The following is a 17,188-nucleotide window of genomic DNA, read 5'->3' on the forward strand; positions in this document are numbered from 1 at the left end:
TTGGCGAACCGGCGTAACATGGATTCACGCTCGATCGACTGGCACGCTGTTCGCTTCATTCCAGAGATTGGCAATTTGCAAGGCATCGATGAGACGTTGGCATGTTGTGGCGCAGTGGCCCAGGGTGTGCGCATCCTGCAGGCGCTGGAAGCGCGTCGCAGGCATGTCGATATCGCCCAGGAGGTTCGCCCTTTCAGACATCTGGCCGCCGTCGACTTTCCGCCGCGAGACCATGCGCCGACGCATGACGCTCGCACGACCTTCGCGACCTCGCGCCGTCGCGTCGCCTCGACAGGAAAGCACCCCATCACGCGCCCACGTCTTCGCATTCGTCGACGTCGTTGGGCAGCCCACTTTTTTTCCGCAATTCCCTGCGCAAGATGCGTCCGGTGCAGAGAAAGAAATCTATCGAATAAATAGTATTCCTTAATAAGTGGCGGAGGTAGCCTGTGCGTGAAAATGCAGACAAACCCGAATGCGCAGCGCGTGGGTAAGCGGCAGAAAAATCGCTCTATTTGCGATGTTTTGCGTCTGGCGTGCGCAATGCGTAGATCGCGTGGAAACCCTTGTGAAATATGGGTTGTGGTGAATGCTTAGCGATGCGGAAAATATCTAGCGACAGCTTTTTGTTTTGTGCATATGATGAGTAAACGGTTGCAATTTTCAGCGACAAGTTTAAAGTCAACCTAAACCTATTTTGAGTCGTTCATGTAAGGGAGGAGACAGTGCGAAAGGTTTCGCGACAGTCGCTCCGGCATGCAGTGAGCCAGGTCGAAACCATTGCGCAGTCATCCGGGTCTTAGGCAACAGAGCGGGCATCGCGTTGCGATGTTTTCCGATGAAGCGGGGGGTGAGGCATATGGATATTTTCAGCCACTACACGACACGTTTCGAAGCACGCAGGGAAGAGGAGTACAGCATCCAGGAGTATCTGGAGATCTGTAAGAAGGACTCGACGGCCTACGCGACGGCCGCCGAGCGCATGCTGAGCGCCATCGGTGAGCCTGAGCTCATCGACACGCATCATGATCCGCGGCTCTCGCGGTTGTTCTCGAACAAGATCATCAAGATCTATCCTGCCTTCCGTGAGTTCTACGGCATGGAAGACACGATCGAGCAAATCGTCTCGTTCTTCAAGCACGCGGCGCAGGGGCTCGAAGAGCGCAAACAGATCCTGTACCTGCTCGGCCCCCCGGGAGGCGGCAAGTCGTCGCTGGCCGAGAAGCTCAAGGCGTTGATGGAAGACGTGCCCATCTATTGCCTGAAGGGATCGCCGGTGCACGAGTCGCCTCTGGGCCTGTTCTCGCCCGAGGAAGACGGCAGGATTCTGGAAGAGGACTTCGGCATCCCGGTGCGGTATCTCAATACGATTCCGTCGCCGTGGGCCACCAAGCGTCTGAACGAGTTCAACGGCGATATCACCAAGTTCCGCGTGGTGAAGGTGCGTCCGTCGGTACTTCAGCAGATCGCCATTGCCAAGACCGAGCCGGGTGATGAAAACAACCAGGACATCTCGTCGCTGGTGGGCAAGGTCGACATTCGCAAGCTTGAGGAATATCCGCAGGACGACCCGGACGCCTACTCGTACTCCGGCGGTCTGTGTCTGGCCAACCGGGGCCTGCTCGAGTTCGTCGAAATGTTCAAGGCGCCGATCAAGGTGCTTCACCCGCTCCTGACCGCCACCCAAGAGGGCAACTACAAGGGCACGGAAGGGTTCGGCGCAATTCCGTTCGACGGCATCGTGCTGGCCCACTCGAACGAGGCCGAGTGGCAGAGCTTCAAGGGCAACCGCAATAACGAGGCTTTCCTCGATCGCATCTACATCGTGAAGGTGCCGTACTGCCTGCGCGTGACCGATGAGGTGAAGATCTACGAAAAGCTCGTGAAGAACAGTTCGCTTGCCAACGCGCCGCGTGCGCCGAATGTGCTCAAGATGCTCGCCCAGTTCGCGGTGCTCACGCGTCTGAAAGAGCCCGAGAACTCCAACATCTTCTCCAAGGTTCGTGTCTACGATGGTGAAAACCTCAAGGACATCGATCCGAAAGCCAAGTCGTATCAGGAGTATCGCGACTACGCGGGGGTGGACGAAGGGATGACGGGCATGTCCACGCGCTTCGCCTTCAAGGTGCTCTCCAAGGTCTTCAACTTCGATAACACCGAAGTGGCGGCCAACCCGGTGCACATGTTGTACGTGCTCGAGCAGCAGATCGAGCGTGAACAGTATCCGGGCGAAGTCGAGAAGCGCTATCTCGCCTATATCAAGGAGTACCTGACAGCACCGTTCGTGGAGTTCATCGGCAAGGAAATTCAGACGGCATACCTCGAGTCGTATTCGGAGTACGGCCAGAACATCTTCGATCGCTATGTGAATTTTGCGGATCTCTGGATTCAGGACCAGGAGTATCGTGACCCGAACACGGGCGAGATCCTCGATCGCACGGCGCTCAACGACGAACTGGAGAAGGTCGAGAAGCCGGCCGGGATCACGAACCCGAAGGATTTCCGCAACGAGATCGTCAACTTTGTCCTGCGCGCGCGCGCCAACAACGCGGGCAAGAATCCGCTCTGGACAAGTTACGAGAAGCTGCGCGCAGTGATCGAGAAGCGCATGTTCTCGACGACCGAAGATCTGTTGCCGGTGATCTCGTTCAACGCGAAGTCGTCGAAGGAGGATCAGGAAAAGCACGCCAACTTCGTCAACCGTATGGTGGAAAAAGGCTATACCCCGAAGCAGGTTCGTTTGCTCGTGGAATGGTACCTGCGCGTGCGCAAATCCTCGTAACCAATCGGGGCCACTATGTCAGCAATCATCGACAGACGGCAAAACGGAAAGAACAAAAGCGCCATCAACCAGCAGCGTTTCATCAAGCGCTATCGCGACCAGATTCGACGCGCGGTGGCGAAGGCGGTGGGCGGGCGCAAGATTACCGATATCGATGGCAGCGGACAGGTCTCGATCCCGGTCAAGGACATTTCGGAGCCGTTGTTTCACCACGGACCCGGCGGGCGGCGGGAGATGGTTCATCCCGGCAATCGCGAGTTCGTGGTGGGCGACAACTTCGAGCGTCCGCCATCGGGCGCCGGCGGTGGTGGTGGCCGCGCGAGCGACTCGGGAGAGGGCGAGGACGATTTCGTCTTCAACCTCTCGCGCGAGGAGTTCCTGAAGTTCTTCTTCGAAGACATGGCCCTGCCGGACCTCGCGAAACGCCGGCTTGCGCAGATTCCGGAGTTCCGCAAGGTTCGTGCCGGGTATTCCATCGACGGCACGCCGTCGAACCTCAACGTCATTCGGACAATGCGTAGCTCGCTGGGCCGCCGCATTGCGCTCACGGCACCGTACCGCAAGCAGTTGCGCGCGCTGGAGTCCGAATATGCGGACATCGTCTCGCGTGAGGGCGACACCTCGCCGCGCGCAGTGGCGCTGGCGCACGAGATCACGCGTCTTCGTACGCGGGTCGAGGCGATTCCATACATCGAGAAGCTCGACCTGCGCTATTCGAACCGGGTCATGCAGCCGCGCCCGCAGGCGCAGGCGGTCATGTTCTGTCTGATGGACGTCTCCGGCTCGATGGATCAGAGCCGCAAGGATCTCGCCAAGCGCTTCTTCATGCTGCTGTATTTGTTCCTGCGGCATAACTACGAGCGCATCGACCTGGTGCTCATCCGGCATCACACCACGGCGAAGGAAGTCAACGAAGACGACTTCTTCTACGCGCGCGAGTCGGGGGGCACGGTGGTGTCGAGCGCGCTCAAGCTGATGACGGAAATCATCGCAGATCGCTACTCGCCGAGCGACTGGAATATCTACGGAGCGCAGGTGTCCGACGGCGATAACTGGGACGGCGATTCGCCTATCTGTCGCGACATCCTGATGCAGTCGATCATGCCCGCGGTGCAGTACTTCGCGTATGTGGAAGTGGCGAGCGCCGAGCCGCAGAACCTGTGGAACGAATACCTGTCGGTCAAGCAACAGCACCCGAATTTCGCGATGCAGCGCATCATGGAAGCGGCCGAGATCTATCCGGTGCTGCACGACCTGTTCAAGAAGAAGGCGGCCTGAAAACCGTCCGGCGCCAGCACCGCAACGAGGACGCATCATGGCGTATATATCCACCGGTTCGGAATGGACCTTCGAGCTGATTCAGCGCTACGAGCATGAAATCGCGCGCATCGCGGCGAACTTCAAGCTCGACACCTACCCGAATCAGATCGAGATCATCACCGCCGAGCAGATGCTCGACGCCTACGCCACCGTGGGCTTGCCCATTGGTTATCACCACTGGTCGTACGGCAAGCACTTCCTGTCGTCGGAGCGAGGCTACAAGCGCGGACAGATGGGACTGGCGTACGAAATCGTCATCAATTCGAACCCCTGCATCGCGTATCTGATGGAGGAGAACAGCATGACGATGCAGGCGCTGACCATCGCGCACGCCAGCTACGGACATAACTCGTTCTTCAAGGGCAACTACCTTTTTCGCACCTGGACGAGCGCGGACGCCATCGTCGATTATTTGCTGTTCGCGCGTAACTACATCACCGAGTGCGAGCAACGCTACGGCGAACAGTCGGTCGAGTTGCTGCTCGACTCGTGCCACGCGCTCATGAACTACGGCGTGGATCGGTACAAGCGGCCCAAGCGTTTGTCGCTTGCGCAGGAGCAGGCGCGTCAGAAGGAACGCGAGAACTATTTGCAGATGCAGATCAACGATCTGTGGCGCACGTTGCCCAATCATCCCCTGCACGACGACGATGAGGACGATGGGCTCGATCCCTCCGAATCCGACGATCCGCCGTTCCCGGGCGAGCCGCAGGAGAACCTGCTGTACTTCTTCGAGAAGAATGCACCCAAGCTGGCCCCGTGGCAGCGCGAGATCGTTCGTATCGTGCGCAAGCTTGCACAGTATTTCTACCCGCAGCGTCAGACCAAGGTGATGAATGAGGGCTGGGCGACGTTCTGGCACTACACGATTCTTCAGCAGCTCTACCAGGAGAAGCTCGTCAACGACGCGTTCATGATGGAGTTTCTGCATGCGCACACGAACGTGGTGTATCAGCCGTCGTTCGACAGTCCGTACTATAGCGGCCTGAATCCTTACGCGTTGGGCTTTGCGATGTTCCAGGACATCCGTCGCATGTGCGAGGCGCCCACCGAGGAGGACCGTCAATGGGCGCCGGACATTGCGGGCACCGACTGGTTGACGACGCTCGACTTTGCCATGCGCAACTTCAAGGACGAGAGCTTCATCCAGCAGTTCCTGTCGCCCAAGGTCATTCGCGACCTGAAACTGTTCTCCGTGCTCGACGACGACCGCGACAGCCGTTTGCGTGTGACCGCCATTCACAACGAGACCGGATACCGCGAAATTCGCGAGATGCTTGCGCAACAGTACAACCTTAGCCAGCTCGAGCCGAACATCCAGGTCGCCCAGGTCGATCTGCACGGCGATCGATCGCTGACGTTGCGCCATGTGCAGAGCGATCGCAGGCCGCTCGACGAGGGCTTCGACGAGGTGCTCAAGCACGTGGCCCGCCTGTGGGGCTTTACGGTGAGGTTGGAGACGGTGTTCGAGGACGGCCGCAGCGAGATCACGCACGAGACCAAGGTCGAGAAGCGGCGGCGCTACGCGTTGAGCGCGTGATGAAGATTCCCTTCGTTGCGCTCGATCACGTGGTGCTTCGTAGCAGCGACGTGCAGCGCCTTCAGCATTTCTATATCGATGTTCTGGGCTGTACGCTGGAGAAGGTGCAGGCCGATATCGGGCTGGTGCAGTTGCGTGCCGGCGACGCGTTGATCGATCTGGTCGACGTCGCCGGAGCCCTCGGCCGCGAGGGCGGCGCGGCGCCCGGCCCGGAGGGGCGCAATCTCGATCATTTCTGTCTGCGCGTGGAGCCGTTTGACGATGTGGCCATCCGCAAAGGGTTGGCCGAGCACGGGGTGACGCTGGGCGACGTGGTGCAACGCTACGGCGCGCACGGGGAGGGGCCATCGTGCTATCTGAATGACCCGGACGGCAATCGGGTCGAGCTCAAGGGGCCGCCGTCGCGGCCTGGCCGCTGAGCCGGGCTATCCGTGAATGCGTAAATCCGTAAATGCGTGAGCGTGCGGGCAGCGCAGGGTGGCATCACGCTGCCATCTGGCCCAGTACGCTTTGATCGCGTCCCTTGTGCTTGGCCTGATAGAGCGCCTTGTCCGCGCGGTCGAGCATCGCGCTGATGACGAGGGGCTCACCCGGCTGCCATGACGCAATGCCTACGCTGATCGTGATGGCTTCGCCGTCGTCGCGCGCCTTCTCGGGGAGCATGTCGGTGCTGGCGCGCTTGACCGATTCGCGAATGCGATCCGCCACGCGTAACGCGGCATGCTGATCGATCTCCGGCAGCACCACGGCAAATTCCTCGCCCCCCAGACGCACGGCAAAATCGCTCGGCAGGCGGATGCAATGCTCGATCGTGCCGGCGATGCGCTTGAGCACCGCGTCGCCAAACGGATGTCCGTAGCGGTCGTTCACCTGCTTGAAGAAGTCGATGTCGATCAGCAGCACGGACAGCGGAATCGCGCGCTGCTGCACACGATCGGCGACCAGGCGAATGCGATTGTCGAAATAGCGGCGGTTGTAAATATGCGTGAGCGGATCGATGAATACCTTCTCGACCAGATCCGTATTCGTGAGCGCGAGCGATTGATACTGGCGCGTGATCTCCCAGACCAGCGCGAGCGTCGCCACGCCCGGCGACGCCAGTGCAAGCAGGCGCGCTGCGTACCACTGGTAGGAAGCCTCGCTTGGTGCGGTCAATGAAAGCAGTAGCTGGCAGAGCGAGATTGTCACGACAACCCACACCAGCAGAAACAGCTTGTGGGACAAACGTGTGACGACTACGATTCGCCACCAAAGCCCGATATAGACGACGAACAGCACACCGAGCGCGAGGGCTTCAATGCTTGCGCCGCCAGCCAGATGCGGTGCCACGAGCGTGCGTCCGGCGCCGACCAGCGCCTGCGATACCGTGGCCCAGATCACGAGGACGGTCGCGCCGTAGCGCGCCGCTTCCGAATAGCTCGGGCGAGTGTGCGGGTCGTGGCGGGTACGGGAATAGCTGCGCACGCTCAGCATGACGTACGCGGCAAAACTCGCCTCGGCGGCAAGCCAAAGCCAGAAGGGCGCGCGCGTGACCGGCGTCGCAATGCCGGCGAGTTGATTCGCGAGCCACACCCCTTCCGTGAACATGAAGAGCCCTCTGAGCAAAAACGCGCATCCGAATTGCGCGAAATATCGCTTGCCGTTGTAGAGGTACTGTACGCCGAGCAGGCACGCCGTCGACAGATTGAGGATGCCGCCAGCCGAGACGAGGAAGAACGTGAGTAACGGATTGACGGTGCCTTCGAGCGCACGTGAAAGAAACCCGGTGAGGGTCAGCGCAGCGCACGCGACCAAGATGGTGGTCGCGGCAACACGATTCCCTTTTTCGGTACGGCTGATGGTACTTTTCATAGTTGTTATTCGCCGATCAACGACCTCGCGTCTTGTACAAAAGCCGCCTTTCCACCGTTCAAAAATCCGCGCCAGCGACTGGCCGCAAGATCGTAGCCTCACGTGACCGCCCGCTTCCCCAACGCTTCCCCCCTGCTTCCCTGTTTTTGCGCTAAATGGTTGAAAACTAAGATAAACCTCGGAGAATACACGAGTTTCTTCGGGTTGGCACCCGTTTCTGATCGCCGACCTCGAATTCCTGTTCGACCCCCGAACGTGCCCGGATTCCGGGCGGTTTTGGCACCGATTCCGGGCGCGCAAGGGGGCGTTGGCCCGTCGTGGAAAATAATTCGTGCGACACATTGTTCCGCTTTGCGGAACATCGAAAATGAAGGAATTCGGGACGCAAGCTCACCGAACGCCGCAACGCCCGTGATGACGGGGGATTGACGCATGCGCAATTAATTCGGTATCCGATTCATATGGGAAATGCGAGCGAATGCGACCCCAAAAAGCGTGGGATTCGTCGTGGAAAATGGTTTGCGGGTTGGCATCGACGCACTATCTGTACTAGAATAAAAAAAGCCAATCGCTGCGGTTGGCTCATAGAAACAGAAGTAGAAGGGTTGTCGGTGTTCCTCGTTGCGCCGGCGTTCCGTACCATCACTCAATGAGTTCGAGCAGTAGATCATTCGCGCGCTTTCAATAAGCGTGCACCGAGAGGCCCAGGCGCCCATGGCGTCGAAAGCTTGTCTCTCATGTCGCATTGCGCGACGCCTGGTTCGTAACCGTCGTCTTCCACAGACCTTCGGAGCGAACACTTCAACATTCGCAAGGCAGCTAACAGTTGTCATGCTTGTCCGCGTTGTCACGCGGGGCGATTGCTATTGCCTCGCGCCAGCGCTGCCAACCCATTCAAAGGGAGCATGAACGTGGCGAAGCAGTACCGCATCTTCTATATGGCCGGCTTCGGATTGCTCGGCGTGACCGCCGCAGTCGCTGGCGTGCTGTATTGGCTGGGCTTTGATGCGCTCGTGAAATACCGGGGAGACCTGGTTTATTACACGCAGCAGCACCTCAAGCTCGTGGCGATATCGATGACGCTGGCGATCGCTGTCGGCGTGCCCGCCGGCATGCTGATTTCCCGGCCGATGTTCGAGCGACATGCCGAGCGTGCCGTGCAGATCTTCAATATCGGCAACACGCTGCCGTCGCTCGCCGTGCTGGCGCTATCGATGGCCGTGCTCGGCATCGGCGACCGGCCCGCCATTCTGGCGTTGTGGCTTGCCTCGCTGCTGCCGATCGTGCGCAACGCGTACGAAGGACTGCGGCAAGTGCCGCCGGCATTGCGGGAATCGGCACGAGGCATGGGCATGACGCCCGCACAAGTGCTGTTCCGCGTCGACCTGCCCAACGCCATGCCGGTCATCGTCGGCGGGGTTCGCACTGCACTCGCGATCAACGTCGGCACCGCACCGCTCGCGTTTCTGATCGGCGCGGACAGTCTCGGACAACTGATCTTCCCAGGCATCTATCTGAACGACCCGACGAAGCTGCTCCTCGGCGCCGCCGGGACCGCACTGCTCGCGCTCGTGCTCGACGGCATTGTCGCATTCGCGAGCGGGCTCTGGTTCGCCCGTCACGGCGCGCCCGCGCGTTAAGACAAAGGAGACCCACACCCATGCAAATTTCATTTCCTCGCACGCCGGCTGGCGCGGTGCCGCGCTGGTTGCGGCGACTCGGCACGGCCTGCCTCGCATTCGGCTTCATGGCAACGAGCGTCGCCGCCCAGGCCACAACGCTCACCGTTGGCGGCAAGAACTTTACCGAGCAGTTGATCCTCTCGGAGATGACGGTGCAGTACCTGCGTAGCCAAGGGTACGACGTCGAGCTCAAGAATGGCCTGGGTAGCGTGGTCATGCGTCAAGGCATGGAGAGCAACCAGCTCGACATCGTCTGGGAGTACACCGGTACTTCGCTGATCGTCTACAACAAGGTCACCGAGAAGCTCGATCCGCAGCAGACGTACGAACGCGTGAAAGCGCTCGACGCCAGGATCGGCCTCATCTGGCTCAACCCGTCGGCGCTCAACAACACCTATGCGTTTGCCGTGCCGGGCAAGATTGCCCGAGAGGCGGGTATTGAAACGGTGTCGCAACTCGTGCAGAGATTCCGGGCGAATCCGAAGATGACGTTCGCGTTCGACATGGAGTTCGTTGGCCGCTCGGACGGGCTGGTGCCGATGGAGCATCTCTACGGCTTTCATCTCGCGCGGCGCAACATCAAGCAGATGGACCCGGGCCTCGTCTATACGGCGCTCAGGAACCAGCAGATCGACGCCGGTCTCGTCTACACGAGCGATGGACGCAACAAGGGGTTCGATCTCAAGGTGCTTGCCGACGACAAAGACTTCTTCCCGGCCTATGCCGCCACACCCGTCGTTCGAAAGGAAGTGCTCGACGCCAATCCCAGGCTCGCCGAAGCCCTCGACGCGCTGTCCGCGAAGATCAACAACGAGAACATGAGCGACATGAACGCGAAGGTCGACATCGGCCATCGGGCCGTGTCGCGTGTGGCGAGCGACTTCCTCAAGCAGGAAGGACTGGTGCAATGACGGCACCGGCCCGAAGTTGCCCCCCAGAGTTACCGATTGAGGAGTCTCATGATTGAATTTCTGACGTATAACTGGCACCGCATTCTCACCCTCACGGGGCAGCATGCGTGGCTGGTGGCCGCATCGGTCGGGGCGGCCATCGTGGTAGGTGTGCCCCTGGGCGTGCTGGTCACGCGCTTTCGCTGGCTGTCGGGCGCCGTGCTTGGCCTGGCGACCGTCGTGCTGACCATTCCGTCGATCGCGCTGTTCGGTCTGATGATCCCGGTGCTGTCGGTCTACTGCATGGGGATCGGACCGGCGCCGGCCGTTGCGGCCGTGTTCCTGTATTCGCTGCTGCCGATCATGCGTAACACGAGTCTCGCGTTGCAGCAGATCGACCCGAGCATTCGCGAAGCGGGGATCGGCATCGGCATGACGTTCGGGCAGCGTCTGCGCCTCGTGGAGCTGCCGCTGGCCGTGCCGGTGGTGCTGGGCGGCGTGCGCACGGCCGTTGTGATGAATATTGGCGTGATGGCCATTGGCGCCATCGTCGGGGCCGGCGGACTCGGGGTGTTGATCACCCAGGGGATCAGCCAGAGCGATACCCGGCAGCTTGTCGCGGGTGCGGTCATGGTGAGTCTGCTCGCCATCGTCGCCGACACCTTGTTGCACCGCCTGCAGCGCGTGCTGACACCGAAAGGAATCCGAACCGTATGATTACACTCGACAACCTCACCAAAAGCTTCGTCCAGAAGGACGGCACGCCCGTGATCGCCGTGAACTCCGTGAGCATCGAGGTGCCACCGGGCGAAATCTGCGTCTTTCTCGGCCCGTCGGGGTGTGGCAAGACGACCACGCTCAAGATGATCAACCGGCTCATCAAGCCGACGTCCGGACGCATTCTGCTTAACGGCGAAGATACCGGCAACATCGACGAAATCGAACTTCGCCGCCACATCGGTTATGTCATCCAGCAGATCGGTCTGTTCCCGAACATGACCATCGAGGAGAACATCACCGTCGTGCCGCGCCTGCTGGGCTGGGACAAGAAGCGGTGCCACGCGCGCGCGACCGAACTGATGGCGATGGTGGCGCTCGATCCGAAGCGCTATCTGTCACGCTATCCGCGTGAGCTCTCGGGGGGGCAGCAGCAGCGTATCGGCGTGATCCGCGCGCTGGCCGCCGATCCGCCCGTGTTGCTGATGGACGAGCCGTTCGGCGCGGTCGATCCGATCAACCGCGAGTCGATTCAAAACGAATTCCTGCAGATGCAGCGCCAACTCGGCAAGACCGTCATCATGGTCAGCCACGATATCGATGAGGCGATCAAGCTGGCCGACCGCATCGCGATCTTCCGCCAGGGACGTCTGGTGCAGTACGCGCAACCCGATGCGTTGTTGGCCCGTCCGGTCGACGAGTTCGTGGCGAGTTTCGTGGGACATGACCGAATTTTGAAGCGCCTGTTGCTGGTGCGTGCGGAAGATGCTGCCGCACCGCTGCCGACCGTCAAGCCGCGGACCACGCTGGCCGAGGCGTACGGCATGATGGACGAACTCGACACGCGCTCGCTGGTCGTCGTCGACGAGCGTGACCGCGCGCTCGGTTACGTTGCACGCCGCGACACGCGGCAGGCGCAGGGGACATGTGGCGAGCGGGTGCGCGACTTCAAGGCGTCGGCCGTCGCGGACGACAATCTGCGCGTATTGCTCTCGCGCATGTATGAACATAACCTGGCATCGCTGCCGGTGTTGGGCGACGACAATGCGTATCTTGGCGAGGTGACGCAGGATTCCATCGCCGACTATCTGAGTTCGGGCAAGTCGCGCGGAAACGGCGGCGGAGCGATCACCGTGCCTGCCCCGCCGTCGGCGCCGCATGTGATTGCGCCCCTTCCCTTTGGCGCGTCGGTGTAAGCTGATCGTCGGCTTGCGACGAGGATTGAGGCGACGATTGCAATGACGATTGCGGCGAGGACTGCGACGATTGCGCATGAGGCCGTCGACGGGCGAGTGTCAATGACGTTTGTCCGGCAGGTGAGATGATGACGGCCCGGTGCGGGCCGTCATTTTTGTATTCGCGCGCCCCGCGGGGGCGGTCGGGATAGACAGTGGGATAGACAGCCGGAAAGGAGTTGCAGGATGACGTGGGAAGCGATGATGGCGTGGTTCGACAACGCGCCGTGGGCACGGATGGCCGGGGCGATGGCGATACTGATCGGGGTGGCGCTGCTGGTGCAGGCCGTGGCGCAGTTCCTGATTGTTCGCGTGGTGCGTATCGTGGTGAAGCGCACGGTGAACCGTTGGGACGACGCGTTGCTCGCCCATCGTGTCTTCCATCGCGCGGCGCGCATTCTGCCGTATCTCGTGATTCAGTTCGGCGTCGCGTGGGTCCCGGACCTGCCGCCGAAGACAGCGATGGTGATCGGCAACGTCGCGCTCGCGACGACGCTGCTCTACGCGACGCTTGCCATCGCAGGCATTCTCGACGCCGCCCAAACGGTGTACGCGCTCTCCGAGCACGCCCGCACGCGGTCGATCAAGGGATACGTGCAGTTGGGCAAGCTTGGGCTGTATGTGGTCGCAGCGATCGCGATCGTGGCGACCGTCATCGATCGTTCGCCGTGGCTCCTGCTCTCCGGCCTGGGGGCGATGTCGGCGGTACTGTTGTTGGTGTTCAAGGACACGATCATGTCGTTCGTTGCCAGCGTGCAACTCACGTCGAACGACATGCTGCGCGTGGGCGACTGGATCGAGATGCCGCAGGTGGGGGCCGATGGCGACGTGGTCGACATCGCACTGCATACGGTGAAGGTGCAGAACTGGGACAAGACGATCACGACGATTCCGACGTGGCGGCTGATTTCGGAGAGCTTCCGTAACTGGCGCGGCATGCAGCAGGCAGGCGGTCGCCGCATCAAGCGCACGCTGTGCGTCGATGCGGGCAGTATCGGATTCCTCGACGAGGCCGAGATTGCGCGCTTGTCGAAGCTGCATTTGCTCGGACCGTATCTGACGGACAAGCAACGCTCGCTGGCCGACGCGAATGCCGCACTGGGCATTGCGGCGGGCGTTCCGGCCAACACGCGACGGTTGACGAACATCGGCACCTTCCGCGCCTATGCTCTGGCGTATCTGAAGGCACATCCGAACATTCACGACGGCATGACCTGCATGGTGCGTGCGCTGGAGCCTTCGGCGACCGGCATCCCCATCGAGCTTTATTGCTTCACCAACACCACGGTGTGGGCCGAGTACGAACGCGTGCAAGGTGACGCCTTCGATCACCTGCTGGCCATCCTCCCGGAGTTCGGCTTGCGCATGTATCAGAACCCGGCGGGCGCCGATCTGGTCCGTTGGCAAGCGCAGCGCGCGGCATGAGCGGGGCGTGAGCAGGGCGCTAAAACGCATGAAAGGGCGCCATAGGCGCCCTTTCCGATTCAGCGCAACGCGCCAACGCGTCGATGCGGCGGATCCAGCGGATCCAGCAGATTATGCCGCCGATGCGTCGAGCGCCGGATAGTCGACGTAGCCACGGGCGTCACCGCCGTAGAGCGTGGCGCGATCGAGCTCGTTGAATGGGCCGCCGCGCTTGAGGCGCTCCACCAGATCCGGGTTGGCGATGAACGGTTTGCCGAAGGCGACCAGATCAGCCAGGTTCTCTTTGCGTGCCTCGACCGCGAGCGCGAGGTCGTACCCGTTGTTCGCCATGAACGCGCCCTTGAAGAGGCGACGCAGCTTCTGCAGGTCGAAGCCGTTCGCCACTTCGCGCGGGCCGCCTGTCGCCCCTTCGATGACGTGCAGGTACACGAGACCGAAACGATTGAGCTGCTCGACGGCATACGTGAACACGGGCTCCGGATTGCTGTCGCCGCAATCGTTCGCCGGACTGATGGGTGAGAGGCGAATGCCGACACGGTCGGCGCCCCAGACGTCGACGACCGCTTGCGTGACTTCCAGCGTGAGACGTACACGATTCTCGATACTGCCGCCGTAGGCGTCGGTGCGATGGTTCGTCTTGTCACGCATGAACTGATCGAGCAGATAACCATTCGCGGCATGGATCTCCACGCCGTCGAACCCGGCACGCTTCGCGCACTCGGCGGCATGACGATACTGCGCGATGATGCCCGGAATCTCCGATGTCTCCAACGCACGCGGCGTCGGGTGCGGCTCGAAACCATGCTCGGTGAACGCCTTGCCGGCAGGTTGAATCGCGGACGGCGCGACCGGTAGCGCACCGTCAGGCTGCAGCGATTCATGCGAGATGCGGCCGACATGCCAGAGCTGGCAGAAAATCTTGCCGCCCTTGGCATGCAGGGCGTCCGTCACCTGCTTCCAGCCTGCGACCTGCGCATCGGTGTAGATGCCCGGCGTAAAGGCGTAGCCCTTGCCTTGCTGCGAGATGTTGGTGGCTTCGCTGATGATGAGGCCGGCCGACGCGCGTTGCACGTAATACTCGGCGTTCATCGGGCCCGGTACGTCGCCGGCGCCGGCGCGGCTACGCGTGAGCGGTGCCATCACGATGCGGTTGCTCAGTTCAAGCGGGCCGAGCGCGTACGGGGAGAAGAGATCCGTGTCGAGCGCGGCGAGGGGGGGATGTTGCGAGTCCGTCATTGCTGAAGGTCCTGTTGAAGTGGGGAATGCTGTGTTGCACAAAACGTGTACAGATTACGGCAAATCCGGCAGTCTTGCCGACGACCCGCCAACGCGATGTTTGTCGACGGACAACGCGCCGGCACGCGAGCGCCAACACGACGATTCGCGACGATTCACGACCATTCACGACGATTCGTGCCGTATCGCAGCACGCTCAGGCGCCCGCCGCGACGGGACTCGCCGGCGCGCGACGCGCAATGCGTAGCACCATGACTGCGCCGAGAAGGCACACGCCGCCCGAGAGCATCGACGCCATCGTGTAGTTGCCGAGCGTGGCGCGCATCGATCCGGCGACCAACGCGGCGGTCGCCGCGCCGAGTTGGTGCCCGGCGACGATCCAGCCGAACACGATCGGGGCCATGGCTTTCCCGAATACGTCGGTCGTCAGGCGCACGGTCGGCGGCACGGTCGCGATCCAGTCGAGGCCATAGAACAGTGCGAAGAGCGGCAAGCCGAAGAAGTCGAAGCCAAAGGCATACGGCAGATAAATCAACGACAGCCCGCGCAAGCCGTAATACCAGAACAACAGCACGCGGCTGTTGTAACGATCCGAGAGCCAGCCCGAGAGGGTGGTGCCCACGAGATCGAGCGTGCCCATCCCCGCCAGAATGCCCGCGCCCTTGACTTCCGAGATACCGTAATCGCCGCACATCGCGATGAAGTGGGTACCGATGTAGCCGTTGGTGCTCGCGCCGCAGATGAAGAAACTGAAGAACAACAGCCAGAAGTCGCGCTTGCCGGCCGCCATGCGCAGCGCAGACAACGCGTGGGCCAGCGGATTGCCCTGGGCCAGCGGGATATCGGGTGCGTCTTCCGGGGCGCCGACCGGACGCAGACCGACCGAGCCCGGACGCTCCGGCACGAGGAAGGCCACGAGCGGCAGCACCAGCGCGGCGACGACCGCAACGATCAGCACCACCGGGCGCCAGCCATGGCGCTCGATCACCGCCGCCATCATCGGCAGGAAGACCATCTGGCCCGTGGCGGAACTGGCCGTCAGGATGCCCATGGCCAAACCGCGATGCGTGTGGAACCAACGGTTCGTGACCGTCGCGGCCAGCGTAATGGCGGCCACGCCCGTACCGCCACCGACCATCACGCCCCAGATAAGCACCATCTGCCACGGGGCGGTCATCAGCGACGAGAGGGCCGTGCCGGAGGCGAGCAGCAGCAGCGCCACCATCACCGTTGGGCGAATTCCGAAACGCTGCATCGCGGCCGCCGCGAACGGACCGGTCAGTCCGTAGAGCGCCAGATTCACCGAAATGGCCAGCGAAACGGTGGCGCGACTCCAGCCAAAGTCGTGTTCGAGCGGCACCATCATCACGCTGGGCGTCGCGCGAATGCCCGCCGACGCAAGCAGGACCAGGAAAATGACGCCAACCACGATCCAACCATAATGGAAGCGACCATCGATGCGCCTTGCGAGTGCAGCCTTCATGGCGTAAATCCTTGCTGAGATCGGCCTTCGCAGCCGAGCCGGGAACGTTTGCGGGAACCTCGCTGTCTACGCTTGTCAGTCGATTTGTGACAGATCGGTAACATTAGGTTGCCATGTTATGAACCGATCGGTAACATGTCAAGTATTCCTTTGCGGCGTCAGGGCTTTGCCCGGCATTGCAAATCACAGCTTGGGGAGCGCCGGACCATGGTCAAATCGACAACGCCTGTCATGCCCGATACGCAGGCCGGGGTCAAAACGAAGGGCGACACGAAGGTCGCTCTGAAGGTCGCGCCACCCGCCAAGGGTGATGCCCCGGCGACCTCGGTGCGCCGTCGCAGCGGGACGTCGCGCCCGGGTAAGGCGGCGCGGCAGGTGACCCCCGCGTCGGTGGCGCAACAGTACTTGCTCAACGCGGCTGTCGAACTGTTCCACGCCGAAGGGGTGCGCGCTGTGGGTGTAGATGCCGTCGTCAAGCGTGCCGGTGTGAACAAGATGTGTCTCTATCGCCAGTTCGCATCGAAAGACGAACTGATTTTGGCGTATCTCGATCACATGCAGGCGACGAGTCTGGCGCGTATCGATGCGAGCATCGCAAAGCGACCGGGTGAGCCGCGCGCGCAGATGTTGCAGATCTTCGTCGATCTTGCCGAGCGGGCAAGCAAGCCCGGCTATCGCGGGTGCCCGTTCGTGAACGTGGCGGCCGAATTTCCCGATCCACAGCATCCGGCCCGTCAGTCGGTCGTGGATTACAAGGCGGAAGTGGTGCAGCGCTTCACGGCACTCGCCACCGCCGCGGGCCTTCAGACGCCTGCGCCGTTGGTCGACGCGCTGTCGCTCATTCTCGAAGGCGCCTACGCGGCGAGCCAGACGTTCGGACCCGGTTCGGCGCCGCTGCGCATTTTGCCGACCGTGGCGCGTCAGGTCATCGATGCCGGGATGGCGGGGGCGTTGGAGCAGGCCTGAGTCCGGGCCGCACAGCCACGCGTGAGGCGGCGCGCGCCGCCGAAGCACCACGCGCGCTTAA

Annotated in this window: 14 protein-coding genes; 10 read left to right on the plus strand and 4 right to left on the minus strand. The window is 61.6% G+C overall.

The features are described from left to right. Positions 1-24: 24 nt before the first annotated feature. Entirely contained in the window at positions 25-246 is a 222-nt protein-coding gene (locus ACE3UG_RS07700; RefSeq protein ID WP_374621881.1) for a hypothetical protein, read from the minus strand. A 613-nt stretch (positions 247-859) separates the two neighbouring features. On the opposite strand from ACE3UG_RS07700, the gene ACE3UG_RS07705 reads away from it, so the two are divergent. From ACE3UG_RS07705 to ACE3UG_RS07720, 4 genes are read left to right on the plus strand one after another with little or no spacing between them, the layout of a single operon-like run. Then, positions 860-2,782, plus strand: coding sequence for a PrkA family serine protein kinase (locus ACE3UG_RS07705; RefSeq protein ID WP_374621884.1), 1,923 nt, complete (start codon positions 860-862; stop codon positions 2,780-2,782). Positions 2,783-2,797: 15 nt separating this feature from the next. Further along, positions 2,798-4,060 carry a YeaH/YhbH family protein gene (locus ACE3UG_RS07710; protein ID WP_374621887.1) on the plus strand — a complete coding sequence of 421 codons (1,263 nt, stop codon included), beginning with the start codon at positions 2,798-2,800 and terminating at the stop codon, positions 4,058-4,060. A gap of 37 nt (positions 4,061-4,097) precedes the next feature. Further along, positions 4,098-5,642, plus strand: a complete 1,545-nt coding sequence (locus tag ACE3UG_RS07715; protein ID WP_374621889.1) for a SpoVR family protein — start codon at positions 4,098-4,100, stop codon at positions 5,640-5,642. Then, a complete protein-coding gene (locus tag ACE3UG_RS07720; protein WP_374621892.1) occupies positions 5,642-6,061 on the plus strand; it encodes a VOC family protein in 420 nt (139 codons plus the stop codon). Before ACE3UG_RS07715 ends, ACE3UG_RS07720 begins: the two co-directional genes overlap by 1 nt. Positions 6,062-6,125: 64 nt before the next feature. Here ACE3UG_RS07720 and ACE3UG_RS07725 read toward each other — a convergent pair whose 3' ends face one another. Further along, positions 6,126-7,493, minus strand: coding sequence for a diguanylate cyclase domain-containing protein (locus ACE3UG_RS07725; RefSeq protein ID WP_374621894.1), 1,368 nt, complete (start codon positions 7,491-7,493; stop codon positions 6,126-6,128). Positions 7,494-8,398: 905 nt separating this feature from the next. Here ACE3UG_RS07725 and ACE3UG_RS07730 point away from each other — a divergent pair. The 5 genes from ACE3UG_RS07730 (at position 8,399) to ACE3UG_RS07750 (ending at position 13,442) form a co-directional block, all read left to right on the plus strand. Next, entirely contained in the window at positions 8,399-9,133 is a 735-nt protein-coding gene (locus ACE3UG_RS07730; protein WP_374621897.1) for an ABC transporter permease, read from the plus strand. A 20-nt stretch (positions 9,134-9,153) separates the two neighbouring features. Then, a complete protein-coding gene (locus ACE3UG_RS07735; RefSeq protein WP_374621899.1) occupies positions 9,154-10,086 on the plus strand; it encodes a glycine betaine ABC transporter substrate-binding protein in 933 nt (310 codons plus the stop codon). Between the two features lie 48 nt (positions 10,087-10,134). Further along, positions 10,135-10,782 carry an ABC transporter permease gene (locus ACE3UG_RS07740; protein ID WP_374621902.1) on the plus strand — a complete coding sequence of 216 codons (648 nt, stop codon included), beginning with the start codon at positions 10,135-10,137 and terminating at the stop codon, positions 10,780-10,782. Then, positions 10,779-11,978: a betaine/proline/choline family ABC transporter ATP-binding protein gene (locus ACE3UG_RS07745; protein WP_374621904.1), complete on the plus strand. Its 1,200-nt coding sequence runs from the start codon at positions 10,779-10,781 to the stop codon at positions 11,976-11,978. The genes ACE3UG_RS07740 and ACE3UG_RS07745 overlap by 4 nt, the downstream gene beginning before the upstream one ends. Positions 11,979-12,203: 225 nt before the next feature. Then, positions 12,204-13,442, plus strand: coding sequence for a mechanosensitive ion channel family protein (locus ACE3UG_RS07750; protein WP_374621907.1), 1,239 nt, complete (start codon positions 12,204-12,206; stop codon positions 13,440-13,442). Between the two features lie 111 nt (positions 13,443-13,553). On the opposite strand, the gene ACE3UG_RS07755 is transcribed toward ACE3UG_RS07750, so the two are convergent. Both ACE3UG_RS07755 and ACE3UG_RS07760 read right to left on the minus strand, forming a co-directional pair. Then, positions 13,554-14,678, minus strand: coding sequence for an alkene reductase (locus ACE3UG_RS07755; RefSeq protein ID WP_374621909.1), 1,125 nt, complete (start codon positions 14,676-14,678; stop codon positions 13,554-13,556). Between the two features lie 196 nt (positions 14,679-14,874). After that, positions 14,875-16,161 carry an MFS transporter gene (locus ACE3UG_RS07760; protein WP_374621912.1) on the minus strand — a complete coding sequence of 429 codons (1,287 nt, stop codon included), beginning with the start codon at positions 16,159-16,161 and terminating at the stop codon, positions 14,875-14,877. A 231-nt stretch (positions 16,162-16,392) separates the two neighbouring features. Between ACE3UG_RS07760 and ACE3UG_RS07765 the strand changes: the two genes are divergently transcribed. Continuing rightward, positions 16,393-17,127, plus strand: coding sequence for a TetR/AcrR family transcriptional regulator (locus ACE3UG_RS07765; protein ID WP_374622078.1), 735 nt, complete (start codon positions 16,393-16,395; stop codon positions 17,125-17,127). The last annotated feature ends 61 nt before the right edge of the window (positions 17,128-17,188 follow it).

The organism is Pandoraea sp. (assembly GCF_041919235.1).
In the GTDB taxonomy this organism is placed as follows: Bacteria; Pseudomonadota; Gammaproteobacteria; order Burkholderiales; family Burkholderiaceae; genus Pandoraea.

What these genes read in the sequence shown, in the direction of transcription:
- ACE3UG_RS07700 (WP_374621881.1), bottom strand. Translation starts at nt 246, where the DNA reads ATGCGTCGGCGCATGGTCTCGCGGCGGAAAGTCGACGGCGGCCAGATG.
- ACE3UG_RS07705 (WP_374621884.1), top strand. Translation starts at nt 860, where the DNA reads ATGGATATTTTCAGCCACTACACGACACGTTTCGAAGCACGCAGGGAA.
- ACE3UG_RS07710 (WP_374621887.1), top strand. Translation starts at nt 2,798, where the DNA reads ATGTCAGCAATCATCGACAGACGGCAAAACGGAAAGAACAAAAGCGCC.
- ACE3UG_RS07715 (WP_374621889.1), top strand. Translation starts at nt 4,098, where the DNA reads ATGGCGTATATATCCACCGGTTCGGAATGGACCTTCGAGCTGATTCAG.
- ACE3UG_RS07720 (WP_374621892.1), top strand. Translation starts at nt 5,642, where the DNA reads ATGAAGATTCCCTTCGTTGCGCTCGATCACGTGGTGCTTCGTAGCAGC.
- ACE3UG_RS07725 (WP_374621894.1), bottom strand. Translation starts at nt 7,493, where the DNA reads ATGAAAAGTACCATCAGCCGTACCGAAAAAGGGAATCGTGTTGCCGCG.
- ACE3UG_RS07730 (WP_374621897.1), top strand. Translation starts at nt 8,399, where the DNA reads ATGAACGTGGCGAAGCAGTACCGCATCTTCTATATGGCCGGCTTCGGA.
- ACE3UG_RS07735 (WP_374621899.1), top strand. Translation starts at nt 9,154, where the DNA reads ATGCAAATTTCATTTCCTCGCACGCCGGCTGGCGCGGTGCCGCGCTGG.
- ACE3UG_RS07740 (WP_374621902.1), top strand. Translation starts at nt 10,135, where the DNA reads ATGATTGAATTTCTGACGTATAACTGGCACCGCATTCTCACCCTCACG.
- ACE3UG_RS07745 (WP_374621904.1), top strand. Translation starts at nt 10,779, where the DNA reads ATGATTACACTCGACAACCTCACCAAAAGCTTCGTCCAGAAGGACGGC.
- ACE3UG_RS07750 (WP_374621907.1), top strand. Translation starts at nt 12,204, where the DNA reads ATGACGTGGGAAGCGATGATGGCGTGGTTCGACAACGCGCCGTGGGCA.
- ACE3UG_RS07755 (WP_374621909.1), bottom strand. Translation starts at nt 14,678, where the DNA reads ATGACGGACTCGCAACATCCCCCCCTCGCCGCGCTCGACACGGATCTC.
- ACE3UG_RS07760 (WP_374621912.1), bottom strand. Translation starts at nt 16,161, where the DNA reads ATGAAGGCTGCACTCGCAAGGCGCATCGATGGTCGCTTCCATTATGGT.
- ACE3UG_RS07765 (WP_374622078.1), top strand. Translation starts at nt 16,393, where the DNA reads ATGCCCGATACGCAGGCCGGGGTCAAAACGAAGGGCGACACGAAGGTC.